At 70.1% G+C, this 23659-nt stretch carries 24 protein-coding genes; 10 read left to right on the plus strand and 14 right to left on the minus strand.

Annotation, left to right across the window (positions count from 1 at the left end):
• Positions 1-226: 226 nt before the first annotated feature.
• The 8 genes from ACFPA8_RS14065 to ACFPA8_RS14100 all read left to right on the plus strand — a co-directional run bounded on the left by ACFPA8_RS14065 (position 227) and on the right by ACFPA8_RS14100 (position 6004).
• Positions 227-1423 (plus strand): ABC transporter ATP-binding protein, encoded by a 1197-nt coding sequence (locus tag ACFPA8_RS14065; protein ID WP_386447790.1) that lies wholly within the window; start codon positions 227-229, stop codon positions 1421-1423.
• A 276-nt stretch (positions 1424-1699) separates the two neighbouring features.
• Positions 1700-2287 carry a cupin domain-containing protein gene (locus ACFPA8_RS14070; protein ID WP_386447793.1) on the plus strand — a complete coding sequence of 196 codons (588 nt, stop codon included), beginning with the start codon at positions 1700-1702 and terminating at the stop codon, positions 2285-2287.
• A gap of 106 nt (positions 2288-2393) precedes the next feature.
• Positions 2394-2897, plus strand: a complete 504-nt coding sequence (locus tag ACFPA8_RS14075; protein WP_386449430.1) for a rhodanese-like domain-containing protein — start codon at positions 2394-2396, stop codon at positions 2895-2897.
• On the plus strand, positions 2894-3817 hold the full coding sequence (gene folP, locus ACFPA8_RS14080; protein WP_386447796.1) for a dihydropteroate synthase: 924 nt from the start codon (positions 2894-2896) through the stop codon (positions 3815-3817). The genes ACFPA8_RS14075 and folP overlap by 4 nt, the downstream gene beginning before the upstream one ends.
• Positions 3814-4290: a nuclear transport factor 2 family protein gene (locus ACFPA8_RS14085; protein WP_386447799.1), complete on the plus strand. Its 477-nt coding sequence runs from the start codon at positions 3814-3816 to the stop codon at positions 4288-4290. The genes folP and ACFPA8_RS14085 overlap by 4 nt, the downstream gene beginning before the upstream one ends.
• 258 nt (positions 4291-4548) lie before the next feature.
• A complete protein-coding gene (folB, locus tag ACFPA8_RS14090; protein WP_386447802.1) occupies positions 4549-4908 on the plus strand; it encodes a dihydroneopterin aldolase in 360 nt (119 codons plus the stop codon).
• The gene (gene folK / locus ACFPA8_RS14095; RefSeq protein WP_386447805.1) at positions 4905-5501 is read left to right on the plus strand and encodes a 2-amino-4-hydroxy-6-hydroxymethyldihydropteridine diphosphokinase; all 597 of its coding nucleotides are present in this window, start codon (positions 4905-4907) and stop codon (positions 5499-5501) included. The genes folB and folK overlap by 4 nt, the downstream gene beginning before the upstream one ends.
• A gap of 14 nt (positions 5502-5515) precedes the next feature.
• A complete protein-coding gene (locus tag ACFPA8_RS14100) occupies positions 5516-6004 on the plus strand; it encodes a DUF3180 domain-containing protein (RefSeq protein ID WP_386447808.1) in 489 nt (162 codons plus the stop codon).
• 76 nt (positions 6005-6080) lie between these two features.
• On the opposite strand, the gene folE is transcribed toward ACFPA8_RS14100, so the two are convergent.
• The 6 genes from folE to dacB form a co-directional block, all read right to left on the minus strand.
• Complete coding sequence (gene folE, locus ACFPA8_RS14105; RefSeq protein WP_386447811.1) at positions 6081-6689, minus strand: GTP cyclohydrolase I FolE; 609 nt, start codon at positions 6687-6689, stop codon at positions 6081-6083.
• A gap of 116 nt (positions 6690-6805) precedes the next feature.
• Positions 6806-8830 carry an ATP-dependent zinc metalloprotease FtsH gene (gene ftsH, locus ACFPA8_RS14110; protein WP_386447814.1) on the minus strand — a complete coding sequence of 675 codons (2025 nt, stop codon included), beginning with the start codon at positions 8828-8830 and terminating at the stop codon, positions 6806-6808.
• Positions 8831-9019: 189 nt separating this feature from the next.
• A complete protein-coding gene (gene hpt, locus ACFPA8_RS14115; protein ID WP_386447817.1) occupies positions 9020-9559 on the minus strand; it encodes a hypoxanthine phosphoribosyltransferase in 540 nt (179 codons plus the stop codon).
• Between the two features lie 84 nt (positions 9560-9643).
• A complete protein-coding gene (gene tilS, locus ACFPA8_RS14120) occupies positions 9644-10729 on the minus strand; it encodes a tRNA lysidine(34) synthetase TilS (protein ID WP_386447820.1) in 1086 nt (361 codons plus the stop codon).
• A gap of 222 nt (positions 10730-10951) precedes the next feature.
• On the minus strand, positions 10952-12085 hold the full coding sequence (locus ACFPA8_RS14125) for a zinc-dependent metalloprotease (RefSeq protein ID WP_386447823.1): 1134 nt from the start codon (positions 12083-12085) through the stop codon (positions 10952-10954).
• A gap of 88 nt (positions 12086-12173) precedes the next feature.
• Complete coding sequence (gene dacB, locus ACFPA8_RS14130; RefSeq protein WP_386447826.1) at positions 12174-13757, minus strand: D-alanyl-D-alanine carboxypeptidase/D-alanyl-D-alanine endopeptidase; 1584 nt, start codon at positions 13755-13757, stop codon at positions 12174-12176.
• 85 nt (positions 13758-13842) lie between these two features.
• On the opposite strand from dacB, the gene ACFPA8_RS14135 reads away from it, so the two are divergent.
• Positions 13843-14334, plus strand: a complete 492-nt coding sequence (locus ACFPA8_RS14135) for an inorganic diphosphatase (protein WP_028432807.1) — start codon at positions 13843-13845, stop codon at positions 14332-14334.
• Between the two features lie 152 nt (positions 14335-14486).
• Here the strand turns inward: ACFPA8_RS14135 and ACFPA8_RS14140 are convergent, their stop codons facing one another.
• From ACFPA8_RS14140 to ACFPA8_RS14170, 7 genes are all read right to left on the minus strand, one after another.
• A complete protein-coding gene (locus ACFPA8_RS14140) occupies positions 14487-16133 on the minus strand; it encodes a threonine/serine exporter family protein (RefSeq protein WP_386447830.1) in 1647 nt (548 codons plus the stop codon).
• Between the two features lie 191 nt (positions 16134-16324).
• Entirely contained in the window at positions 16325-17104 is a 780-nt protein-coding gene (locus ACFPA8_RS14145; protein ID WP_386447833.1) for an ABC transporter permease, read from the minus strand.
• Positions 17101-18201 (minus strand): ATP-binding cassette domain-containing protein, encoded by a 1101-nt coding sequence (locus tag ACFPA8_RS14150; protein WP_386447836.1) that lies wholly within the window; start codon positions 18199-18201, stop codon positions 17101-17103. Before ACFPA8_RS14150 ends, ACFPA8_RS14145 begins: the two co-directional genes overlap by 4 nt.
• A gap of 93 nt (positions 18202-18294) precedes the next feature.
• Entirely contained in the window at positions 18295-18915 is a 621-nt protein-coding gene (locus ACFPA8_RS14155) for a PadR family transcriptional regulator (protein ID WP_386447838.1), read from the minus strand.
• A 258-nt stretch (positions 18916-19173) separates the two neighbouring features.
• Positions 19174-19758, minus strand: a complete 585-nt coding sequence (locus ACFPA8_RS14160) for a DinB family protein (RefSeq protein ID WP_386447841.1) — start codon at positions 19756-19758, stop codon at positions 19174-19176.
• 153 nt (positions 19759-19911) lie between these two features.
• Positions 19912-21369 carry an aldehyde dehydrogenase family protein gene (locus ACFPA8_RS14165; RefSeq protein WP_386447844.1) on the minus strand — a complete coding sequence of 486 codons (1458 nt, stop codon included), beginning with the start codon at positions 21367-21369 and terminating at the stop codon, positions 19912-19914.
• 100 nt (positions 21370-21469) lie between these two features.
• Positions 21470-22336, minus strand: coding sequence for a helix-turn-helix domain-containing protein (locus tag ACFPA8_RS14170; protein WP_386449432.1), 867 nt, complete (start codon positions 22334-22336; stop codon positions 21470-21472).
• A 323-nt stretch (positions 22337-22659) separates the two neighbouring features.
• Here ACFPA8_RS14170 and ACFPA8_RS14175 point away from each other — a divergent pair, with 323 nt between their 5' ends.
• Positions 22660-23166 (plus strand): ATP-binding protein, encoded by a 507-nt coding sequence (locus ACFPA8_RS14175; RefSeq protein WP_386447847.1) that lies wholly within the window; start codon positions 22660-22662, stop codon positions 23164-23166.
• A gap of 191 nt (positions 23167-23357) precedes the next feature.
• On the opposite strand, the gene ACFPA8_RS14180 is transcribed toward ACFPA8_RS14175, so the two are convergent.
• Positions 23358-23597 carry a DUF397 domain-containing protein gene (locus ACFPA8_RS14180; RefSeq protein WP_386447850.1) on the minus strand — a complete coding sequence of 80 codons (240 nt, stop codon included), beginning with the start codon at positions 23595-23597 and terminating at the stop codon, positions 23358-23360.
• Positions 23598-23659 lie beyond the last annotated feature (62 nt).

Raw genomic sequence — 23659 nt, forward strand, 5'->3', positions numbered from 1 at the left:
TTGCACTCGTCCCGCCCTCGCTCCGACGCCGCCGGCGTACGGACGCTCTCCGTGCGCCCGTAAGCATGCCGGGAGACCTTACAGTCCGCTACCGGCAAGCGCCCCGAACTGCCACACTCCTGCAACACAGCCTTCATACGGGCCGCGGCAGAATCCCCTGGGGCACCGGACCGGGCGAGCGCAGCCGGCCCCGCGTCCAGCCGATCCGAGCGACGAGATTGAGACCATGATCCGCTTCGAGAACGTCACAAAGCGCTACCCGGACGGCACGACAGCCGTGCACGACCTGTCACTCGAGGTCGCGGAAGGCGAACTGGTCACGCTCGTCGGGCCGTCCGGCTGCGGCAAGACGACCACCATGAAGATGGTCAACAGGCTCATCGAGCCGACGTCCGGACGGATCATGCTCGACGGCGAGGACATCTCCGCGGTCGACCCCGTCGAACTGCGCCGCCGCATCGGCTACGTCATCCAGCAGGTCGGCCTCTTCCCGCACAAGACGGTCCTGGAGAACACCGCGACCGTCCCCTACCTGCTGGGCTGGCCGAAGGCCGAACGCCGTGCACGGGCAGCCGAACTGCTGCAGCTCGTCGGACTCGATCCCGCCCGCTACGGCGACCGCTACCCGGACCAGCTCAGCGGCGGCCAGCGCCAGCGGGTCGGTGTGGCCCGGGCCCTCGCCGCCGACCCGCCTGTGCTGCTCATGGACGAACCGTTCGGCGCGGTCGACCCGGTGGTCCGGGAACATCTGCAGACCGAGTTCCTGAAACTGCAGTCGACGCTCCACAAGACCGTCCTCTTCGTCACCCACGACATCGAGGAAGCCGTGCGGCTCGGCGACCGCATCGCCGTCTACGGCGACGGCCGCATCGAGCAGTTCGACCCGCCGGCGAAGGTGCTGGGCGCCCCCGCCACCCCGTACGTCGCCGACTTCGTGGGTGCCGACCGCGGGCTCAAGCGGCTCTCGGTCACCCCGATCGAGCGCGGCGACCTGGAGCAGCCGCCCGTCGTCCACCTCGACGACCCGCTCGACAAGGCCCGTACGCGCATGCGCACCGAGGGCGCACGCTGGGCCGTGGTCCTCGACGACGCGGACGAGCTGCACGGCTGGCTCTCGGCGGAGGCGGCCGACGCCCCCGGTGCCGGGCCCGAAGACACGACGGGCGACTCCGGCCCCGTGACCGTCGCCGACCACGCACGCCGCATGGAGGCCTGGCTCCCGCTCGGCTCACCCCTGAAGCAGGCGTTCAGCAGCATGCTCCAGCACGACGCCGGCTGGATCGCGGTACTCGACCACGCGGACCGTTTCGTCGGCGTCCTGACTCCCAGCCGTCTCCACGAGGCGCTGCGACGCTCGATCGACGCGGACGAGCGGGACGTGAGCAGGGACGAGGTGGAGCTCGAGACCGTCGCGGACGTCTGAACTCCCACGCCCCGCGCCCGCCCGTGTGCCGCTCAGGGGCACGGGCACGGCTTCGCATGCCTGATCACAGAGTCGGGCGGCCGGTTGACCACCGGTGGCCCTCATGCTTCACTCCAGCGCATGAACGGCACCGAGCTGCACCCCTGGCGGAGGGTCCACCTGGACCTGCTCCGCTACGTGGGCTGCCTGTGTCGTCCGTCCTGCTGATCAATTCCCGCCACCGCACGCGCTCCCGGTGAGCGCTGTGCCACCGGTCACCTGCCAGGACGGTTCTCCTTGTCATCTGCATCTCCCGCACCCGCGTCCCCTCTGCCCGCCTCCGGTCCGCAGACCGCGCACGAAGCCGCAGACCCGGGCCGCGCCGCCCCCGCGGCACCAGGCGAAGCGGAGCTCCTCGACTTCGTACGCGCGACGGCCGCCGACGAACAGCTCGTCGCCTCCCTCCCCCTCGACCCGGACGGCCGTACCTGGCTCCGCCTCAACGGCCCCGGCGGCAGCGAGGCCTGGATCATCGGCTGGCCGCCGGGCACCGGCACCGGCTGGCACGACCACGGCGGTTCCCGGGGCGCCTTCGCGACGGCCCAGGGCGAACTGACCGAGGAGGCCCTCGCAGCCCGCATCCCGACGGAGGGCTGGAAGACGCTGGAGCTGGCCGACGGCGTGGACCGTGTGCGTCAGCTGTCCGCCGGACGGGGCCGGGCCTTCGGCCCGCACCACGTGCACCAGGTGCTCAACGAGTCGGGGGAGACGCACGCGGTCTCCGTCCACGCCTACTACCCCCCGCTCCCGCTCATGCGTCGCTACAGCCGTACGGGCGCGTTGCTGCGCCTGGAGCAGGTCGAGCGCCCGGGGGAGTGGGAATGATGCGCCTGGAGCGGGTCGCGCGCCTTGGGGCCTCCCCGGGCCCGAAGGGCCGAGGGGGCGAACGGGAATGACCGCCGCCGCCCGCCCGGACGACCCGCACGGCCTCATGCCCCCTCCCGGCGATCCCGGCGATCCTGCCCGTCCCGCCGGTCCTGCGGGTCCTGCCGGTCCCGCCGGGGAGCAGCCCCCCAGCCGCATCGACGCCCTGCTCGACGCCGTCCGCGCCGGCCTCGGCGGCCGCCTCGCCCCGCAGGCGGCGGCCGTCGCCCAGCGGGAGGGCGCCCTGCTGGTGGACATCCGTTACGCCGCTCTGCGGGACCGCGACGGCACCGTCCCCGGTGCTCTGATAGTCGAACGCAACGAGCTGGAGTGGCGGCTCGACCCGACCTGCCCGCACCGCTCCCCCGCAGCGACGGGCTTCGGCCTGCGGATCGTCGTCCTGTGCAACGAGGGCTACGCGTCCAGCCTCGCCGCCCGTTCGCTCCGCGAACTCGGCCTGCACAGGGCGACGGACCTCGTCGGCGGCTTCCAGGCTTGGCGTGCGGCCGGACTACCCCTTGTGCCTCCCGTCCGCGCCGCCGAGGCTGATCGGCCTACGCTGGAGACATGAACCCCTCGCGCGGCCACGTAGCCGGACTCCCCCAGTGGAACCGCTGTGCAGTGATGGGGGTGGTCAACGTCACCCCGGACTCGTTCTCCGACGGCGGCAAGTGGTTCGACAGCGAGATCGCCGTCAAGCACGGCCTGGACCTGGTCGCCGAGGGTGCGGATCTGGTGGACGTGGGCGGCGAGTCCACCCGTCCCGGTGCCCCGCGCGTCGACGAGGCCGAGGAACTGCGCCGGGTGCTTCCCGTCGTCCGCGGTCTGGCCTCGGAGGACGTCCTGGTGAGTGTGGACACCATGCGCGCCTCAGTCGCGGAGGCGGCCCTGGCGGCGGGTGCCGTACTGGTCAACGACGTCAGCGGCGGACTCGCCGACCCCCGGATGGTCCCGGCGGTCGCCGAGGCGCAGGTCCCTTTCGTGGTCATGCACTGGCGCGGCCAGTCCATCGACATGAACAACCGTGCCGTCTACGGCGATGTGACCTCCGAGGTCGTCGGCGAACTGCGGACGAGCCTCCGGCGGGCCGTCGACGGGGGCATCGCACCGGAGCGCATCATCGCCGACCCCGGACTCGGCTTCGCCAAGCAGGCCCCGCACGACCTGCGCCTCGTCGCCGAACTCGGCCGACTGCGTGCCGAGTTGGGGCACCCCCTGCTGATCGCGGCGTCTCGCAAGCGGTTCCTCGGGCGCGTACTGGCGGGCCCCGACGACGTGCCCGTCCCACCTGCACGCGAACGGGACGCGGCGACAGCCGCCGTGTCGGCACTCGCCGCACGCGAGGGCGCCTGGGCGGTACGGGTCCACGAGGTACGGGCGAGCGCGGACGCCGTCCGCGTGGTCCGCGCCGTGGAGGCAGCCGCAGACCCGCGGGACGCGGCGTCCGGCCCGGCCGGCGGCACCGGCGGAAGCGCGGGGCGGAACCCGTGAGCCACGGCGCGAGCACCGACATCGAGGCGGTCGAGGCCGCCAACACCGCCCTGTACGACGCGGTGGAACACGCCGACCTCGCCGCGCTGACCGACCTGTGGATGGACGACGGAATCAGCGTCGTCCACCCGGGCTGGCCCACGCTGACCGGCCGCGAAGAGGTGCTGCGCTCGTATGCGCTCATCATGGCCAACACCGACTACGTGCAGTTCTTCCTGACAGACGTGGACGTATCGGTCCACGGGGACACCGCGCTCGTCAGCTGCACCGAGAACATCCTCAGCGGCGGCCCCGCCGAGGACGACGGCTCCGCGGGACCGCTGGTGGGCGGTCTCGTCGTGGCCACCAACGTCTTCCGCCGTGCGGAGGACGGAAGTTGGAAGGTCTGGTCGCACCACGGCTCACCCGTCCTCGTCGAACGCGAGGACGAGGACGACGAGGACGGCCTCGACGACGGGGACGTCCACCTCTGACCTCCGTCCGCTGCCGGCCCGCACTTCCCGGTCCGCACTGCATACGCGTCACCCTGTGTGTGGGCTGTGCCACTCGTTCGCACCAGCCGGGTGGAATCCGCGCGTGACCCGCGACGCTGTCGGGTAGGCACCCGCCCCGGGTCGGCGGTCTTGCGGCTCGCGGGTAGATTCGAGGCGGAATCCGCAGGATGTTCGAGCCGTGACGGCGCATTGTGCGCTCAGGGGCCATGACCAGGACGCAGGACAGGAGGGATTCGCGTGGACCGGGTCTCACTGCGCGGCCTTCGGGTCCGCGGGCATCACGGAGTCTTCGAGCGGGAACGGGAGGAGGGTCAGATCTTCGTCGTGGACGTCGAACTGGGCCTGGACACCCGGCCCGCCGCCGAAGGCGACGATCTGACCAGGACCGTGCATTACGGCGTTCTCGCCGAGGAGATCGTCTCCGTCGTCGAGGGAGACCCCGTCGATTTGATCGAGACCCTCGCCCAGCGGATCGCCGACGTCTGCCTCGCACATACGCCCGTACAGGAAGCAGAGGTGATCGTGCACAAGCCGGACGCACCGATCACCGTGCCCTTCGACGACGTGACCATCACTATCAAGCGGAGCCGCGCATGACGCCGAACAGTGACCCGACCGTACAGCCGGTGCCCGCCTCCGTCGTGCGCCAGGTCGATGCCGCCGACACCACACTCCACAATCCGCAGCCGGCGGTGATCGCCCTCGGCAGCAACGTCGGCAACCGCCTGGAGCGCCTGCAGAGCGCTGTCGACGCGCTCGCCGACACCCCGGGTCTGGCGGTCAAGGCGGTATCGCCCGTCTACGAGACGGAGCCCTGGGGCGTGGAGCCCGGCAGCCAGTCGTCGTACTTCAACGCCGTCGTGCTCGTACGTACGACGCTCCCGCCCGGCTCGCTGCTGGAGCGCGGCCAGGCGATCGAGGAGGCGCTGGAGCGGGTGCGGGACGAGCGCTGGGGACCGCGGACCATCGACGTCGACATCGTCGCCTATCAGGGCGTCGTCTCGGACGATCCCGGCCTGACCCTGCCCCACCCCCGTGTGCACGAGCGCGCCTTCGTCCTCGTGCCGTGGCACGACGTGGATCCGGGCGCCGAGGTACCCGGCCGCGGCACGGTGGCCGAACTCCTGGCCGGGCTGGGACGCGAGGGAGTCGCACCGCGCACGGACCTGGAACTCAGCCTGCCCGAGTAGTCGTTGGGAACCCCGTGAAGGAACTGCGTATCCCTGTCCTGGCAGGTGTCTTCGTCGTCGCCGGGGTACTGGCCTGGGCGGCGGCTCGCCTGTGGAACTCCCTCGGCACCCTGCCCGGCGTCCCCTCCGCCTCGCCGATCGTGCTGGCCGTCATCGCGACGGTCCTGCTGGCCACCGCCCTGTCGCTGCGTTCCAGACTCAAGGCACAGCGCGAGCGGGTGCCCGGCGCCAAGGGCGTCGACCCGATGATGGCGGCGAGGGCCGTCCTCTTCGGCCACGCCAGCGCGCTGGTGGCCGCACTGGTCGCCGGGGTCTACGGCGGGGTCGGCGTCTTCCTGCTGATGGACAGCTCGGAAGCCCCCGCGCGGGAGGACCAGACGGTCTACGCCGGGCTCGCAGTCCTGGCAGGTGCCGCCGTCGTGGCCGCAGCCGTCTTCCTGGAACGGGTCTGCCGCCTCCCCGACGACGATGACGACAACCCCCCGGCCGCCACGGCCGCGTGAGCAGTTCACGGACGGGCCGGCCCCGCCGAGCTGCTTCCCGGCGACCCGCGAGGCGCACGACGGAGCGGGACCAGGCTCAGCGCAGGATCAGGCTCATCGCCTCGGAGCGCGTCGCGGCGTCCCGCAGCTGCCCCCGTACGGCAGAGGTGACGGTCTTCGCACCGGGCTTGCGTATGCCGCGCATGGACATGCACATGTGCTCGCACTCCAGGACGACGATCACGCCGCGCGGTTCCAGTATCCGCATCAGCGACTCGGCGATCTGCGTGGTCAGCCGCTCCTGGACCTGTGGACGCCGCGCGTAGACGTCCACCAGCCGGGCCAGCTTCGACAGCCCGGTGATCTTGCCGTCGACGGACGGGATGTAGCCGACGTGTGCGACGCCGTGGAACGGCACGAGGTGGTGCTCGCACGTGCTGAACACCTCGATGTCCTTGACCAGGACCATCTCGTCGTGGCCCAGGTCGAACGTCGTCGTCAGCACGTGCTCGGGGCGCTGGTGAAGACCGGCGAAGAGCTCCCTGTAGGCACGCGCCACCCGGGCCGGCGTCTCCCTCAGCCCCTCGCGCTCCGGGTCCTCGCCGACCGCGAGCAGAAGTTCACGCACGGCGTCCTGGGCCCGCTTCTCGTCGAAGACGCCTGCCGCGCCCTGGTCCTCTTCACCGAGCATCACCGGGTCGGTCATCTGTCGCCTCGCTCCTGGTACTGGTACAGCAATGAGCCGCGCCCCTCAGGTCGGACAACCCGGGGGGCGCGGCATACATTCCACGGCCCGCTGTGGGCCGTCACACACAGACCGGTCTAGTTCTCCGTGGGGTCCACCGGTTCGACGATGGCGTCCGAATCACGGGGCCCGATCTCCTTGCCGCCGCTCTTCTCGAGACTGGGCGTCGCACCGTTCGCCAGTGCCGGCGAGGAAACCGGAGGCCGCGTGGACGGCGTCCGCCTGGAGGAACCGGTCCATGCGGGACGGCTCGGACGCTTGACCACGGGGGCGAAGACCTCGGCGATCTCCTCCTTGCCGAGCGTCTCCTTCTCCAGCAGCGCGAGCACGAGGTTGTCGAGGACGTCGCGGTTCTCCACCAGGATTTCCCAGGCTTCGTTGTGCGCCGTCTCGATCAGGCTCTTGACCTCCTCGTCCACCAGCCCGGCGACCTCCTCGGAGTAGTCGCGCTGGTGGCCCATCTCCTTGCCCAGGAAGGGCTCGGACTGGTCGGAGCCGAACTTGATCGCGCCGAGCCGCTCGGTCATGCCGTACTGCGTGACCATGGCACGGGCCGTCGCGGTCGCCTTCTCGATGTCGTTGGCCGCGCCCGTCGTCGGGTCGTGGAAGACGAGTTCCTCGGCCGCACGTCCGCCCAGCATGTAGGCGAGCTGGTCGAGCATCTCGTTCCGCGTCGTCGAGTACTTGTCCTCGTCGGGCAGCACCATCGTGTACCCGAGAGCACGGCCTCTGGAGAGAATCGTGATCTTGTGAACGGGGTCGGAGTTCGGCGAGGCCGCCGCCACCAGAGCGTGTCCGCCCTCGTGGTACGCGGTGATCTTCTTCTCCTTGTCGCTCATGATCCGGGTCCGCTTCTGCGGTCCGGCCACGACCCGGTCGATCGCCTCGTCCAGATACTTGTTGTCGATCAGCTTGTGATCGCTGCGCGCGGTGAGCAGCGCGGCCTCGTTCAGCACGTTGCTGAGGTCGGCACCGGTAAAGCCGGGCGTGCGGCGCGCGACGGCACCCAGGTCCACGTCGGGAGCCATCGGCTTGCCCTTCTGGTGGACCTTGAGGATCTCGTGCCTGCCCTGCATGTCCGGACGGTCGACCGCGATCTGCCGGTCGAAGCGGCCCGGACGCAGCAGCGCCGGGTCCAGGATGTCCGGCCGGTTGGTGGCCGCGATCAGGATGACGCCGCCCTTGACGTCGAACCCGTCCATCTCGACCAGCAGTTGGTTCAGCGTCTGCTCGCGCTCGTCGTGACCGCCGCCCATGCCGGCGCCGCGGTGACGGCCGACGGCGTCGATCTCGTCGACGAACACGATCGCCGGAGCGTTCGCCTTGGCCTGCTCGAACAGGTCACGTACCCGGGAGGCGCCCACACCGACGAACATCTCGACGAAGTCGGAACCGGAGATCGAGTAGAAGGGGACCCCCGCCTCACCCGCGACCGCGCGGGCGAGCAGCGTCTTGCCGGTGCCAGGCGGGCCGTAGAGCAGCACGCCCTTGGGGATCTTGGCCCCGACGGCCTGGAACTTGGCCGGCTCCTGCAGGAACTCCTTGATCTCCTGGAGTTCCTCGCACGCCTCGTCCGCCCCCGCGACGTCGGAGAACGTCGTCTTGGGGGTGTCCTTGGTGATCAGCTTGGCCTTGGACTTGCCGAAGTTCATCACCCGGGAGCCGCCGCCCTGCATCTGATTCATCAGGAACAGGAAGACGACGATGATGAGCACGAACGGCAGGAACGAGAGCAGCATCCCGACGAACGGGTTCTGCTGCTGCGGCGCCACCGTGTAGCCCTTGGGGATTTCCCTCTGCTCGTACTTGCTCTGAAGTTTCTTGGCGAGGTCGACACCTTGGTTGTCGATGTAGCTCGCCTTGATCTTGTCGCTGTCTTCGACCTTGGCGCCGTCCTTGAGCTCGAGCTTCACGATCTGCTCATCGCCGGTCGTGAGCTCGGCGGACTTCACCTTGTCCTGGTCGATCGCCTGGACGACCTGTCCCGTGTCCACCGTCTTGTAGCCGCCGGACGAGCCGACGACCTGCATCAACACGACCACGGCGAGGACGGCCAGCACGATCCACATGACCGGCCCGCGGAAGTATCGCTTCACGTCCATCCATACGGAGCGCGCGCGCCCCGTCCCTCCTGCCACAGTGAGTTGAAAACGCTGACCTTCGGACGGTACCTCAGCATTGTCTCAAGGCGCCGCCGAGGACGGCCAACAAGAACCGTCCTGGCTCCTCCAACGGAGCGCGGCCCGGCATGGTTCCCGCCGGGGTCCGCGCGACTCGGCCTCCGTGCGTGCTCAGCCCCCGTAGACGTGCGGCGCGAGCGTCCCGACGAAGGGAAGGTTGCGGTACTTCTCCGCGTAGTCGAGCCCGTAGCCCACGACGAACTCGTTGGGGATGTCGAACCCCGCCCACTTCACGTCGATGTCCACCTTCGCCGCGTCCGGCTTCCGCAGCAGCGTGCAGACGTTCAGCGAAGCCGGCTCGCGCGAACCGAGGTTGGACAGCAGCCACGAGAGCGTCAGCCCGGAGTCGATGATGTCCTCGACGATCAGGACGTGCCTGCCCTTGATGTCGGTGTCGAGGTCCTTCAGGATCCGGACCACACCGGAGGACTGCGTGCCGGCTCCGTAGGAGGACACCGCCATCCAGTCCATGGTGGCCGGGGTCGACACCGCACGCGCCAGGTCCGCCATGACCATCACGGCGCCCTTGAGGACACCGACGAGGAGCAGCTCCCTGCCCGCGTACTCCGCGTCGATCTCCGCGGCCAGCTCCGTGAGCTTCGCGTCGATCTGTTCCTTGGTGATGAGGACCGACTTCAGGTCGGTGCCCATGTCTTTCTCGTCCACCCGTGCCGCTCTCGGTCGAGGTCTCGGCCCACCCTGCCGCCGGCCGGCGACGTCCCCGCGAAGGGAAGGTCAGCCGGTCGGTGCCGGCGGGGTCGGTGAGCAATGCCGAAAGACCAGTCTGCCACCCTGCCTTCCGGCTTCGACACGCCCTGGCAGATTGATGGGCCGCTGGCCCCGCCAGGCTGTGATCAGCCGGTCGACTTCCTCGAGGTGACGTGCGAAGAGCGAGCCCGCCGGCGCACCCGCCGCGATGGCCGCACGGCGCAGCACACGGCGGCGTACGGCGGAGGGCAGCGCGAAGAGCCGGACCGTGTCCAGCTCGACGCCGTCCCAGCCGTCCGTGCCGGGCACGTCGGTGCGTACGGAGCGCTCGGCCTGGAGCGCCCAGCTGTCCAGGGCGTCCGCGTCGTCGCGGGAGAGACGGGCGGTACGGGCGAGTGCCTCGACGACGCCCTTGCCCAAGGCCTTCTCCAGCATGGGCAGGGCTTCGTGACGCACGCGCGAGCGGGTGTAGGCGGGGTCGTCGTTGTGCGGGTCGTCCCAGACCGGGAGCGACTGCGCGAGACAGGCTCTGCGGGTCGTCTGACGGTCGATGGCGAGGAAGGGGCGGCGGTAGCGGTCGCCGGGGCCGGTGACCTCGGCCATGCCCGAGAGCGAGCGCGTCCCGGAACCGCGGGCGAGCCCGAGGAGCACGGTCTCGGCCTGGTCGTCCCTGGTGTGCCCGAGCAGCACGGCTGTGGCACCGCAGCGGTCGGCGGCCTCGTCGAGGGCGGCGTAACGCGCGTCGCGCGCGGCGGCTTCGGGGCCGGTGTTCGTACGTCCGATGGTGACGGCGATGGATTCGACGGGCTTCAGCCGGAGGGCGGTCAGTCGTTCGGTGACTTCCCGCGCGCGGTCCGCCGAGCCGGGCTGCAGGCCGTGGTCGACGGTGACGCCGCCGGCGCGGAGGCCGAGGCGCGGGGCCTCGAAGGCGAGGGCGGAGGCGAGCGCCATGGAGTCGGCGCCGCCGGAGCAGGCGACGAGCACGAGCGGGGGCTCGGGAGGATTCGTGGTGTCGCCGGCCTTTTCGCGGAGAGCAGCTTGTTCGCTGAGTACGTCGTGAAGTGCGCGGCGAACCGCCAGGCGTATTGCAGCAACCGCGGGATGGGGACCCATGTCCGATTCACTTCCTCGAAGAGGTCTTGTCACGCTGAGTGTGTCGATGGTGACAGAGATGGAGGGGTTCCCAGAGCATCGCACGCGGTCCCGTCATTCTCGGTCCCTCGGACGAGTGATTGGCGAAGCTTCCGGGGGTTCGTAAACCTCTCCCCGAGTAGACGGCTGCCCCCCTTGCCCCGCCGTGCGGGCCGCCGATGGCTCTTCGGCACCCGTCCCCCGTCAGGAACGCATCCGCGCGATCCAGTCCGCGGGCTTGCCGATCTCCGCCTTCGTGGGAAGCGTGTTGGGCGAGGTCCAGACGCGGTTGAAGCCGTCCATGCCCAGATCCTCCACCACGGCCCGCACGAAACGCTCCCCCTCGCGGTACTGCCGCAGCTTCGCGTCGAGGCCGAGGAGCTTGCGCAGCGCCTGGTCGAGGCGGCCGGCGCCGGTGGCGCGGCGCTTCTGGAACTTCTCCCGGATCTCCGCGACGGTCGGCACGACCTCGGGGCCGACCCCGTCCATGACGTAGTCCGCGTGCCCCTCCAGAAGGGACATCACCGCAGTGAGACGCCCGAGGATCTCGCGCTGTGCGGGTGTCTGCACCAGTTCGACGATGCTGCCGCGGTCCGTGCCGGCGCCGTCCTCCTCGTCCGTGGCCGGCGTGCGGCTCCCGGTCAGCGACTGCACCGCCTCGCGCAGGCGCTCCAGCAGCGCGGACGGGTCCATGTCGGCCTCGCCGAGGAACGCCTGGATCTCTCCCTGGATGTGGTCCCGGAGCCAGGGGACGGCGGCGAACTGCGTACGGTGCGTCTCCTCGTGCAGGCACACCCAGAGCCGGAAGTCGTGCGGGGCGACCTCCAGTTCGCGCTCGACGTGCACGATGTTGGGGGCGACGAGCAGCAGCCGGCCGCCGCCGTCCGGCCCGCCGGGCAGGTCACGGGTCACGGGCGCGAACGTCTCGTACTGCCCGAGCACCCGGGAGGCGAGGAACGACAGCAGCATGCCGACCTCGACGCCCGTCACCTTGCCGCCGACCGCGCCGAGCACGGCGCCGCCCGGGCCGCTGGTGCGCCGCTCCTGCATCTTGGCCAGCAGCGGCGAGAGGAGCTCTCTGAAGCCGGCGACGTTGGCGCGGACCCAGCCGGGCCGGTCGACGACGAGGACGGGGGTGTCCGATTCCGCGGGACCCTCCGGCTGCATACGGGTGAAGCCCCGCACGTGCTCCTCCGACGCCTTCGCGTGGCGCCGCAACTCGCTCACGACGGCTCGTGCGTCCTCGCGGGTCACTTCGGGACCCGGCCTCACGAGCCGCGTCGCAGTCGTGACCGCGAGATTCCAGTCGACCATCTCCACACCACCGAGGCTCGTCATGGCTTCACGGTACGTTGCGTGGCCGCCGGGCGGGAGGCTGCGCCGGAGCGGTGGGCCGCACCGCCCGTGGCGAGGGGCCGGGACCGGATCAGCCCGCGGAGGGCGAGTCCCGGCAGCCGCAGTCGGCGAGGGCCGAGGCGAGCCCGTCCAGCGTCTCCTGCGCGGCCTTGCCGTCCTTGGTGCCGGAAGCCATGAAGGCGAAGAGCAGGAGCCTGCCGTCGGCGTCGACGACGCTGCCGGCGAGGGCGTTCACGCCGGTCAGGGTCCCGGTCTTCGCCCGTACCAGTCCCGCGCCCGCCTTGCCGCTCCCGCCTGTGTACCTGTCGTCGAGCGTGCCGGTGAAGCGCGCGACGGGCAGGCCCGTCAGGACCGGGCGGAGTTCGGCGTGGCCGGAGTCCGCGGCGCGGACGAGCAGGCTGGTGAGGAGGGCCGGTGAGACCTTGTCGGAGCGGGACAGTCCGCTGCCGTCGGCGAAACGGGAGCCCCCGAGCGGGAGGCCGAGCTTGCCGAGCCGGTCGCGTACGGCCTTGCCGGCGCCTTCGAAGCCGGCCGGTTCGCCGGAGGCGAGCGCGGTCTGGCGCGCGAGCGCCTCGGCGATGTCGTTGTCGCTGTAGGTGAGCATCCGCTCGGCCAGCACGGACAGCGGCGCCGAGCGGTGGACCGCCAGCTCCTTCGCCTTGCGCGGGGCCTTCTCCTCCCCGGGATCGCCCTCGACGTCGGCGCCGTGCTCGCCCAGGGCGTCGGCGAACGCCTCCGCCGCGTCGGACGCGGGATCGGTCGAGCGGGGGGCGGGGCCGTGCAGGGGGCGCTCGGACGTCCCTTCGAGCCGGCCCTCGTCCACCATGAGCGGGGTCACGGGGGCGAGGTTGTCGTTCGCACCGATGGAATGACGTACGGGCCCGCTGTAGCGGGAGGTGTCGTACTTGAGCGAGACCTTGCCGGCGTCCTTCCCGCCCAGCTCGCGGGCCGTGGTGCGTGCCAGGTCGTCGAGTGCGCCGGTGCTGAGCGTCGGGTCGCCGCCGCCGACCAGCACGATCTCGTCCGGGTCGTCGCCGCGCACCACGCGCGTCTCGATCCGGTGGTCGGCGCCGCGTGCCGACAGCGCCGCGGCCGCGGTGGCCAGCTTGACGGTCGAGGCGGGGGTGCCCGCGGTGCGGGGCTTGACGGAGTAGAGCTGCTTCCCGGTGGCTGCGTCGACGACGGAGAGGGCGTGACGCTTGCCCAGTTCGCCGTCCTCGACCAGCGGTTCGAGTGCGTCGGCGAGCGCGTCGGGGCTGGGCGGCGGCGTTCCGGCCCCGCCCGAGCGGGACTTGGCGCCTCCGGCTGCTTCCGGATGCAGTGCCGCGAGTACCTTCGGAGCGTCGGCCAGGGCCGCGCCGCCCGGGTCTTCACCCGTGTGGTTCCCGCCACTTCGGCCTTCCCGGGCCGCGGCCCGGGACCGCTCCGCCGTACGCTGGCCCGAGTCCCACGGTCCTGTCACGGCCACCGCCGTGACCGCGACCGCGAGTCCGAGTGCGGCGGACCCCGCCGCGACTCGCGCGGTCTGCCGCTGATGCGGCGTCGCGGTCCGCCAGTGCTGCCGGATCCGCCGTCCGTACCGCCGGGCACGGGCCCGGGCTCCCCGGTACGCCCGGATCGCGGTGTCACGCACCTCCGCGGCGGTGTCACGCACCTCGATCAGCCCCTTTCGCGACGGTGTACGTGCGTGGGGGACACTTAATCACCAGATACATGTGCTGATCATTGAGGAGCCTCCCTTGGAGTTCGACGTCGTCATCGAGATCCCGAAGGGTTCGCGGAACAAGTACGAGGTGGATCACGAGACCGGACGCATCCGGTTGGACCGACACCTCTTCACCTCGACCGTGTACCCCGCCGACTACGGCTTCGTCGACCACACCCTCGGCGAGGACGGGGACCCGCTCGACGCACTCGTGCTGCTGGACGAGCCGACGTTTCCCGGATGCATCATCAAGTCCCGCGCCATCGGCATGTTCCGCATGACCGACGAGGCCGGCGGTGACGACAAGTTGCTCTGCGTCCCGGCGTCCGATCCTCGTATGGAGCACCTGCGCGACATCCATCACGTGAGCGAGTTCGACAGGCTGGAGATCCAGCACTTCTTCGAGGTCTACAAGGACCTGGAGCCCGGCAAGTCCGTCGAGGGCGCGAACTGGGTCGGCCGCGCCGAAGCGGAAGCCGAGGTCGAAGCGTCCATCAAGCGCCTTGAGGCTCACGGCGACCACTGAAACACCGATTGGTTCCCTCGGCGACACCGCGGAAGCGAGTGGGTGCGTCCCGCAGGGCGGGCGCACCCTCGCCGTTTCGGAACGAACTCGCCGGGGGCGAACCGGAATCCCGCGGACGAGTCGGAGATCCAGCGGAGAAAGAGCCGCGTGGGTCAGAAGCCGCGGGTCCGCTTGGCCGCACGGCGGCCCGGCAGCGGCGTCTCCACACCGGGGCTCTTGATGAACAGCCGCGCGAGTTCACCGCCGAGGTTGACCCCGATCGCGATGGCCAGCGCGAGGGCCGCGGCCCGGGAGAGGTTCAGGAATCCCTCGTCCATCTGGCCCTGGGCGATGTTGAGCAGCCCGAAGTACGTCGCGCTGCCGGGCAGCAGCGGGCCGATCGCCGCGGTGATGTACGGCAGTGAGGACGCGAACTGGTACCGGGACATCAACTGCCCGAACAGGCCCACGAGTCCGGCCGCCACCACCGTCGCCGGCACGGCGTTCACCTCGGCCATGCGCTGCGCGCCGTAGATCAGCCAGGCGACACCGCCGTTGAGGGTGGCCAGCAGGACGGTGTGACGTTCCTGCTGGAGGAGCACGCAGAACGACAGCGCCAGCAGCATCGCCGCGAGCAGCTGCGTCACCGGCGAGACGTCACCGTGCGCACTCTCCGGGGTGAGTTCCGCGCCGAGCTCCGAACCGACGTAGAGGATGACGAGCACGCCGCACACGATGCCCACGATGAGGTAGACGACCTCCAGCAGGCGGGCCGCCGCGGTGATGTAGAAACCGGTCAGCCCGTCGTGCACGGCCGCCACCAGGGCCCGTCCGGGAATCAGGGCGAAGAGGCCACCGGTGATGACGGCCGCGGCCTTCAGCTTGGTCTCGTTCTGATCGTCCATCAGCGCGACGGCCACACCCATCGCCGCGGGCGGCATCGCCGCCGCGGTGAACTGGTAGAACTCCGGCAGCCCGCGCCCCGCGCACATCCACGCGAGCCGGTCGCCGAGCATCGCACCGAGCGCCGCGAGCACGAAGACGAGCCCGTCGCCGCCGACCAGCAGCGAGGCCGCGCCGGAGAGGGAGCCGCTCGCGACCGTCAGCGCGCCCTTGGAGAAGGGGTGCCTGTTACGGCGCATCTCGGCGAGGCGCCGGTAGGACTCCTCGAGGGTGACCTCCCCTTTGGTGATGTCGTCGACGAGCCGGAAGACGGCTGCCAGCCGGGTGTAGTCGGTGCCCCGGCGGCGGACGGTACGGCCGACCGTCACCGGATCGTCGACCAGGGAGGGCTGGTGGGTGATCGAGATGAGGGTGAAGGTCACGGTGGGCTCGCAGCGGTCGAGCCCGTACGCGTGTGCCACCCCGAACATCGCCGCCTCGACGTCCTCGGCGCCCTCGCCACCCGCGAGCAGCAGCTCGCCGATGCGGAGCGTGAGGTCCAGTACGCGCGGGACGGCGGGGCCCGTCTCGGCGTCGTCGGGGCGTCTGGACCGCTCCGGAGCCGGGCGCTCGGCCAGCGGCATGCGGATCATCGTGCGCATCCGGTCCTGCCACGGGACGCCCGGCTTGATCAGGGAGACCTTGGGGATGCCCTCGGGCGGGGTGAAGGCGCTGCTCAACTCGGCAGGCGGAGAGGTCAGGAGACCCTCGGGAACGGCGAATTCGGAGGTGGGGTGCTCACCGTCGGGAGGGGGCGGCAGAGGCACTCCCAGCGGTGGCGTGAACGCGCTGCGCGCGTCCTCGACCAGGGCCTTCGCGTCCTCCGAGCTCTCCCCGTTCTCCGCCGACCGGCCGTTCCGCTTCGGCTCCCCGACCACTTTCTGCCTGCTCCCTCACACGTGCGTTCCGGCCTTCGCCCGATGGTCCGAAGCATAGGGGCGCTTCCGTAACGAGGCCGCGGTCAGGGTGCCCGGGGCGGACGCCCGGCACACGTGCGGGAGCCCGCCCGTGCGGCGGGCCCCCGCGTCTCGTCGGGTGTCCCCGGACGCCGGTATGCGGTCTCGTCCGGTCAGCGGCCCAGCGCCCGGTAGCGGCGGACCGAGAGCACGAAGAACAGCACGGACAGGACGACCGGCCAGCCGACCGCCAGCAGCAAGGCGTGCTCAGTCGCCCAGGAACCGCCGCCTCCCCACACGGGGTTGCCGAACAGCTCCCGCACGGCCTGCGCCGTTGCCGACATCGGATTCCACTCGGCGAGCGCGCCCATCCAGCCCGGCATGGTGTCCGGGGAGGTGAATGCGTTGGAGAGGAACGCGACGGGCCAGATGAGGATCTGCACGGCCTGCACCAGCTCCGGCCTGCCCGCGACCAGGCCCAGGTAGATGCCCGCCCACAGCAGCGAGAAGCGCAGTAGCAGCAGCAGTCCGACCGCGGCGAGCGCCGCGGACCCGGTGCCGTGCCAGCGCCACCCCATCGCGAGACCCACGCCGAGCAGCACCATCAGGCACAGGGCGGAATGCAGCATGTCGAGGACGCTCCGCCCGACGAGCACCGCCGAAGGAGCCATCGGAAGCGAGCGGAAACGGTCGACGACGCCCTTGGTGAGGTCCTGGGTGAGTTCGACCATCGTCGACTCCAGGCCGAAGGCCATGGTCAGCGCGAGCATGCCGGGGACGAGGAACTCGCGGTAGTTCTCGACGCCCATCCCGCCGCCCAGGAAGTACGCGAACATCACCAGCATCAGCACGGGGAAGGCCAGCCCGACGAGCACCTGCACGGGCCGGCGGCGCCAGTGCGAGAGTCCGCGCCGCGTCATCGTCCAGGAGTCGGTCAGCAGGTAGGAACTCATGCGCGCACCTCCGCACGGTCGTCTCCGGCATCGGCATCGGCCCCGCGGGCCCCCTGCGCGCCGGATCCCGCGGAAGATCCCGCTGCGGCGGACGGCCGTTCACCGGTGAGGTGGAGGAAGACCTCGTCCAGGGTGGGACGTCTGAGCGCCACGTCCTCCGCCTCGATCCCGGCCTCGCCCAGGCCCCGCACCGTCTCGGCCAGTGCGCTCATGCGGTTCACCACCGGTGCGCTGACCAGGCGGCGGTAGCGGTCCTGGGTGACGGTCCCCTCCTGGGTGACCCGTCCGTCCCCTGCCGTACCGGCCGTACCGGCGGCCCTGGCCGCCCGCCCGACGACGGCGGCGGCTCCGGCGAGGTCGGCGACGTGGTGCACGACGACGTCGATACGGTCCGCCCCGAGCCGGGACTTGAGCTCGTCCGTGCTGCCCTGGGCCACGACGCGTCCGCTGTCGATCACCGCCACGGAGTCGGCGAGCTGATCGGCCTCCTCCAGGTACTGGGTCGTCAGCAGGACGGTCGCGCCTCCGCCCACGAGGGAGCGGACCGCCTCCCACACCTCGGTGCGCCCGCGGGGGTCGAGACCCGTCGTCGGTTCGTCGAGGAAGAGCACGTCGGGGGCGTGGCCGTCGACGGTGCCCAGCAGTGAGACGGCCAGGTCGAGTCGGCGCCGCATTCCGCCGCTGTACTGCCGGACGGCCTTGCGCCCCGTGTCGTCGAGGCCGAAACGCTCCAGCAGGTCACCGGCCCGCGCGGCGGCCTTCCGCGCGCCGAGGTGGTGGAGCCTGCCGAACATCTCCAGGTTCTCCCGGCCGCTCAACTCCTCGTCGAGTGCCGCATGCTGGCCGAGCAGGCCGATGTGCCGGCGCACCTGGTCCGGCTCGTCCGCCACGTCGAACCCCGCCACGCTCGCCCGTCCGGCGTCGAGCCGCGCGAGGGTGGCGAGGACGCGGACCAGCGTGGTCTTTCCGGCGCCGTTCGGGCCCAGCAGTCCCTGGACCGTGCCGCGCGGCACGGTCAGATCGACTCCCGCGAGGGCCTTCTTGGCGCCGTAGTCCTTGTGCAGCCCCTGGGCCACGATCACATCGTCCGTGTCCATTCCTGTTCCTCTCACGAGGCAGTAATCAAGTTTGACTACGTGCCTCGGCAGGGTAATCGCCCGGAGAGGGCTAGTCAAAGTTGATGAGTGTGCCTACTTCTCCGCGTAGGGATTCCGGGTGCCCGGCGGAAGGACGTTCGGGTCGCGCTCGCCCTCGCCCGCCATGACGTACGCGCCGCTCTCCAGCCGCTCCACGAGGCCGCGCGCCCACTGCGCGCCGCTGTCGGCGTTGTGCACCCAGAGCTTCATGATCTCGCCGATGTGTCCCCACTCCTCCGGGGCGCTCTCGTCCGGCGACCAGTGCTGCGTGACCTCCCGACGCCACTCCTCCAGCGCCTTGATGCGCTGCTCGAGCAGAGCGACGGCCTCCTCGCGCGACAGGTCCACGAGGAAGCCGACGCCGGAGGTCAGCATGTCCTGCTTCTCGTCGATGGCGGTCAGCGCGTGCCGCAGGAGTCTCATGAACTCCGCCTCGCCGGCGTCGGTCAGCTCGTACTCCGTGCGGGGCGGCCCTCCGGCCGTGCTCGGCGCGGTCTCGTGAGCCCGGAGCATGTTCTGCTTCGCCAGCTGCTTGAGCGCGTGGTAGATCGACCCCGGCTTCGCGTTGGACCACTCGTGGGCGCCCCAGAACTCCAGGTCGTTACGGACCATGTAGCCGTGTGCCCGCCCGTGTTGGCGCACCGCGCCCAGCACCAGCAGCCGGATCGCCGACATCGCCCCTCGCCTCCGCCGTCCGCTCTTCGCTCCGCAGCACTCTGCGTCGCCGCAAGCCTAGGCCCTGTCTGACAAATGGCGTCGTCCGCCGCAGGCGGTGCCCGCGACGGATGGTGCGTGCAGCCGCAAGGCGGAGGATCGCCCTCGTAGTGGGCTACTCGGTCGATGCGACAACGCAGCGGATGTGCGTGCCAGTCGTCGCGAGCAAGGCGAGATTTGTCAGACAGGGCCTAGGCTGCGGAAGAGCACGACGGCCGGTCACTGCAGGTGTTCCTGTTCGAACGCCGCCCAGTCCGGTTCCGGCATCGCACCCGTCTCGAAGACGAGGTCGAAGGCGCCCTTCCCGTCGATGCTCTCCCGGATGACGTCCGCGTGACCCGCGTGACGTGCGGTCTCCTCGATCAGGTGCAGCAACGCCCAGCGCCAGGAACGTTTTCCGCCCTCGTCCCACGGGACCTTGGGAGAGTCGAACGTCTCGTCCAGGGACTGCCGCGCCCTTACGGCCTCGTCCGTCTCCCTCGCCACACGGTCGTACAGGCCGAGCAGCGCCTCGACGGTCTCGCCCTCGCCCGGCCGGAAGCTGTCCTCCCACTCCCCCATCGCCGCTGCGAGGTCGTACTCCTCCCCGTCCGCCTGCAGCCGGCGCAGCCAGCCGCGCTCCCCGACCACCACATGCTTCAGGACTCCGGACAGCGACAGGGCGCTGGCCGACGGGACGCTGCGGGCCTGCTCCTCGGTCAGGCCGTGCAGGGCGCGGCGGATGCCGCCGCGCTGGGCGTCCAGGTACGCCAGCAGCGCACCGCGCTCGTCGCCGGGTGTCTCGGGCTTCACCACTACGGGCATGGTCGTCGCCTTCCGCCAGGAGCCGCCGGGTCGGCGTCTCTCGATGACCACACGCTATGAAGCCTTGCGGACAGGAAGTGTCCTCAAGACGGCGGGTCGGGGACGGAAGGCTCGTACGATCTGCGCCTCAGGACTGGAGCGGCGCCGCTGGGCTCAGAACGGGAAGCCGGTGCGGCGGTGCTGAATGGAGATCCACTTCGTCGTGGTGAAGGCGTCGACCGCCTGCTCGCCGTTGAGCCGGCCGAGCCCCGAGTTCTTCTCGCCGCCGAAGGGGACTATCGGCTCGTCGGCCACGGTGGTGTCGTTGATGTGCACCATGCCCGTGTCGATCCGGTGCGCGATCCGCAGGCCGCGTTCGACGTTGCCGGTGTGCACGGCACCACCCAGTCCGTACGGGGTGTCGTTCGCGACCCGGACGGCTTCGTCCTCACCGTCGACCGGGATGACGAGCGCGACCGGCCCGAGGATCTCCACGCGGAGCGCGGGCGAGTCGTCCGGCAGGTCCGTGAGAATCGTCGGCGCGATGACGTTGCCGTTCCTGGCGCCGCGGACGAGCGCGGTCGCACCCTCCGAAAGGCTGCGTTCGATGAGGGTGTTGACCTTCTCCGTCTGTACGGCGTTGATGAGCGGGCCGATGTGGGTCCCGGGGTCGGACGGGTCGCCGACGGTGAGCGCGCTCGCCTTGGCCACGAACTTCTTGGTGAAGGTGTCGAGGACACTGCGGTCGACGATGATGCGGTTCGCCGCCATGCAGGACTGGCCCTGGTGCACGAAGCGGCTGAAGACCGCCGCGTCGACCGCGTAGTCGAGGTCCGCGTCGTCGAGGACGATGAGGGCGCTGTTGCCGCCCAGTTCCAGGACCGTCCGCTTGAAGTGCGACGCGGCGACGGTCGCGACCTGTCGGCCCACGGGCTCCGAGCCGGTGAAGGCGATGACCTTGGGCACCGGGTGCGAGATGAAGGCGTCGCCGATCTCGGCGGTGTCGGTGATCACGACGTTCAGCAGCCCGGGAGGCAGACCGGCCTCCTCCAGCACCTTGGCGACCAGAGAACCGCCGCACACGGGCGAGTGCTGGTGCGGCTTGAGCACGACGCCGTTACCGAGCGCGAGCGCCGGCGTAATCGTCTTCATCGCCAGCAGGAAGGGGAAGTGGAAGGGGGAGACCACGCCGACGACGCCCACCGGGACGCGGTAGACGCGGTTCTCCTTGCCGTCTATCGGCGAGGGGAGGATCCGTCCTTCGGCGCGCAGGGCGAGGTGGATCGACTCCCGCAGGAACTCCTTGGTCTGGTGGAGTTCGATCGCCGTCTTGACGTGCGTACCGCCGACTTCGGTGATCAGCGCCTCGGTGATCTCCTGCTCGTTCTCCTCGATGATGCGGATCGCACGCTCGAAGACCTGACGCCGGGTGTACGGACTGGTCTCGGCCCACTGGCGCTGGTGGTGTTCCGCTGCCCGGTAAGCCCTGTCGATCTCCTCGGCGGTGGCCACCGTGATCGAGGTGAGCTTCTCGTCGTTGAAGGGATCGAAGTCGATGATGTCCCAGGAGCCGCTTCCGGGGCGCCATTCGCCGTCTATGTACTGAAGCGCCAGGTCCGTGAAGTAGGACATGTCATTCCTTCGTGGGGCAGAAACAAGCTGAGCAATGCCACCGCGTCGAGCCGTAGCACAGCACAACCTCGTACTGATAGCCAGTCATCGTACTTGCAACTCAGCCGATTTGGCGGATTCGATTCAGATGATCCCGCGTCCGCGCAGGTGAGAGGCTGTTCTTCACGAGTCTGGCCAACACCTGGTCATAGTGGGCGACTTCATCTTTCTTGTCCAGGTAGAGCGCGCTCGTCAACTGCTCCAGATACACGACATCGTTCAGGTCGGACTCCGGAAAACGCAGCAGCGTGAACGCGCCGCTCTCCGCAGGGTGTCCGCCGAGTTCGAACGGGACGACCTGAACCGTCACATTCGGCGCCTCGGAAACTTCGGCGAGGTGCCGGAGCTGGGCGTCCATGATGGCGTGGCTGCCGAACGGGCGCCGCAATGCCGCCTCGTCCAATATGCACAGGAATTGCGGGGCGTTCTCACCGATGAGCAGTTTCTGGCGCTCGATCCGGAGGGCGACGCGGCGGTCGACCTCTTCCTCGGCGATGTGCTCCCGGTGCCCGGCGGTGACGACCGCGTGAGCATAGTCCTCGGTCTGCAACAGGCCGTGGACGAACTGCACTTCGTAGGTGTTGATGTGCGAGGCGGAGCCTTCGAGGCCGACGTAGGTCTGGAACCAGCCGGGCAGCACGTCGCTGTAGTTGTGCCACCACCCGGCTATGCTCGAATCCCTCGCCAGACCGAGCAGCGGTTCGCGCTCGGCCTCGTCGACCACTCCGTACAGGGTGAGCAGGTCGGCCACATCACGGGCCTTGAAGCTGACCCGGCCCAGTTCCATCCGGCTGATCTTCGATTCGGAAGCACGGATCGAGTAGCCCGCGGCTTCGCGCGTCACACCGCGGGCCTCACGGAGACGACGCAGCTGGGAGCCGAGCAGGATACGTCGCACCATCGACCCGCTCGAGCCACTCGCCCCGATTGCGCCGCCACTCGCACCCATTGCCGGTTGTGTCTCCATTTTGAGAAACCCTTCACCCCTGCCCTGAGGGAAGTGTGCCATCAATGCGCTTCGTTGCGTGCCCGGGTGATTACACACGATCGAAAGTCGTGCGTGCACGTGCATCTGCCCTTGCATCTGCTGTGGGCATTGGCAACCATGGGGATCGCACAAGTGCGCTGCATGTCAGCACAGTTGTGGCATACGGGGTATGGCGAACGAGGAACAGCGAGACCCATCGGGACAGCAAGCCGACCGGATCCACACAGGATCATCACTGCCGCGATAGCCAGGAGTGGCTCGTCATGGGGACCGAAGGATCGACCGTGCTGGAGCCCTTGTGGCGCGGGCTCCCGCAGCTCGACCACTCGACCGTCTCCGGGTCTGCCACCTGCGCGCTGCCACCGCGTTTCGACGCGGTGAAGAGCGCCCGGGACTTCACCCGCGAGACCCTGCAACGCTGGCGGCTGGAGGGTGAGTTCGACACCGTCGCCCTCGTCGTCTCGGAGCTCGTGACCAACGCCCTGCGCCACGGTCTCCCTGCACTGGCCACCTCACCGGAACTGACCTCTCCGGTGAGGCTCGACCTCATGCGCTGGGCGGCGCGGCTGGTGTGCGCCGTACGCGACCCGAGCGGCGCGCCGCCCGAGACGACCACGAACAACTGCACCGAGTATGTGGACTTCACCGCCGAGTCGGGTCGCGGTCTCTGCCTCGTGGAGTCCTTCAGCGACGGCTGGGGCTGGCATCCGCTGACGGGGATGATGCGCGGCAAGGTGGTCTGGGCGCTCTTCCGGATCACGCCGGCGTGAGCACCCCGCGCTGAGCGCGCGCAAGGCGCAGCCTGGCGCAACCGTCCCTTCCCGTCGGCCTGTTCGGGGCACGCGGAAGCCGAGCACCCGAGTGTGCGGGGACGGACTCAACCCTCCGCCGCCCCGCCGGCGTCCTTCGTGACGACCCCGGCGCTGCCCGTGCCGGTGTCAGCGCTGTACGAGTGCCGGTCTCAGCCCTGTACGAGGTGGTCGAACTCGCCGTCCTTGACGCCGAGGAGCATCGCCTCGACCTCGGCGGGCGTGTAGACCAGCGCCGGACCGTCCGGGAAGCGGGAGTTGCGTACTGCTATCTCGCCGCCCGGCAGTTTGGCGAACTCCACACAGGTGCCTTGCGAGTTGCTGTGCCGGCTCTTCTGCCACACGGCCCCGTGCAGGTCCCTGGCGGCCATGCCGTTGTACGGGTGAGGCACTTGGTTCTCCCGGGCTGGTGCGGTGGGGGGTGATCGCACAGTGCGCGGTACGGACACCGTTG

Source organism: Streptomyces ovatisporus, from assembly GCF_042653885.1.
Taxonomy (GTDB): Bacteria; Actinomycetota; Actinomycetes; order Streptomycetales; family Streptomycetaceae; genus Streptomyces; species Streptomyces ovatisporus.

Excerpts from the sequence above, each read along its gene's own strand:
- ACFPA8_RS14065 (WP_386447790.1), top strand. The coding sequence starts at position 227 with ATGATCCGCTTCGAGAACGTCACAAAGCGCTACCCGGACGGCACGACA.
- ACFPA8_RS14075 (WP_386449430.1), top strand. The coding sequence starts at position 2,394 with ATGCCCCCTCCCGGCGATCCCGGCGATCCTGCCCGTCCCGCCGGTCCT.
- folP (WP_386447796.1), top strand. The coding sequence starts at position 2,894 with ATGAACCCCTCGCGCGGCCACGTAGCCGGACTCCCCCAGTGGAACCGC.
- folK (WP_386447805.1), top strand. The coding sequence starts at position 4,905 with ATGACGCCGAACAGTGACCCGACCGTACAGCCGGTGCCCGCCTCCGTC.
- folE (WP_386447811.1), bottom strand. The coding sequence starts at position 6,689 with ATGACCGACCCGGTGATGCTCGGTGAAGAGGACCAGGGCGCGGCAGGC.
- ftsH (WP_386447814.1), bottom strand. The coding sequence starts at position 8,830 with ATGGACGTGAAGCGATACTTCCGCGGGCCGGTCATGTGGATCGTGCTG.
- hpt (WP_386447817.1), bottom strand. The coding sequence starts at position 9,559 with ATGGGCACCGACCTGAAGTCGGTCCTCATCACCAAGGAACAGATCGAC.
- tilS (WP_386447820.1), bottom strand. The coding sequence starts at position 10,729 with ATGGGTCCCCATCCCGCGGTTGCTGCAATACGCCTGGCGGTTCGCCGC.
- ACFPA8_RS14125 (WP_386447823.1), bottom strand. The coding sequence starts at position 12,085 with ATGACGAGCCTCGGTGGTGTGGAGATGGTCGACTGGAATCTCGCGGTC.
- ACFPA8_RS14145 (WP_386447833.1), bottom strand. The coding sequence starts at position 17,104 with ATGAGTTCCTACCTGCTGACCGACTCCTGGACGATGACGCGGCGCGGA.
- ACFPA8_RS14150 (WP_386447836.1), bottom strand. The coding sequence starts at position 18,201 with ATGGACACGGACGATGTGATCGTGGCCCAGGGGCTGCACAAGGACTAC.
- ACFPA8_RS14155 (WP_386447838.1), bottom strand. The coding sequence starts at position 18,915 with ATGTCGGCGATCCGGCTGCTGGTGCTGGGCGCGGTGCGCCAACACGGG.
- ACFPA8_RS14160 (WP_386447841.1), bottom strand. The coding sequence starts at position 19,758 with ATGCCCGTAGTGGTGAAGCCCGAGACACCCGGCGACGAGCGCGGTGCG.
- ACFPA8_RS14165 (WP_386447844.1), bottom strand. The coding sequence starts at position 21,369 with ATGTCCTACTTCACGGACCTGGCGCTTCAGTACATAGACGGCGAATGG.
- ACFPA8_RS14175 (WP_386447847.1), top strand. The coding sequence starts at position 22,660 with ATGGGGACCGAAGGATCGACCGTGCTGGAGCCCTTGTGGCGCGGGCTC.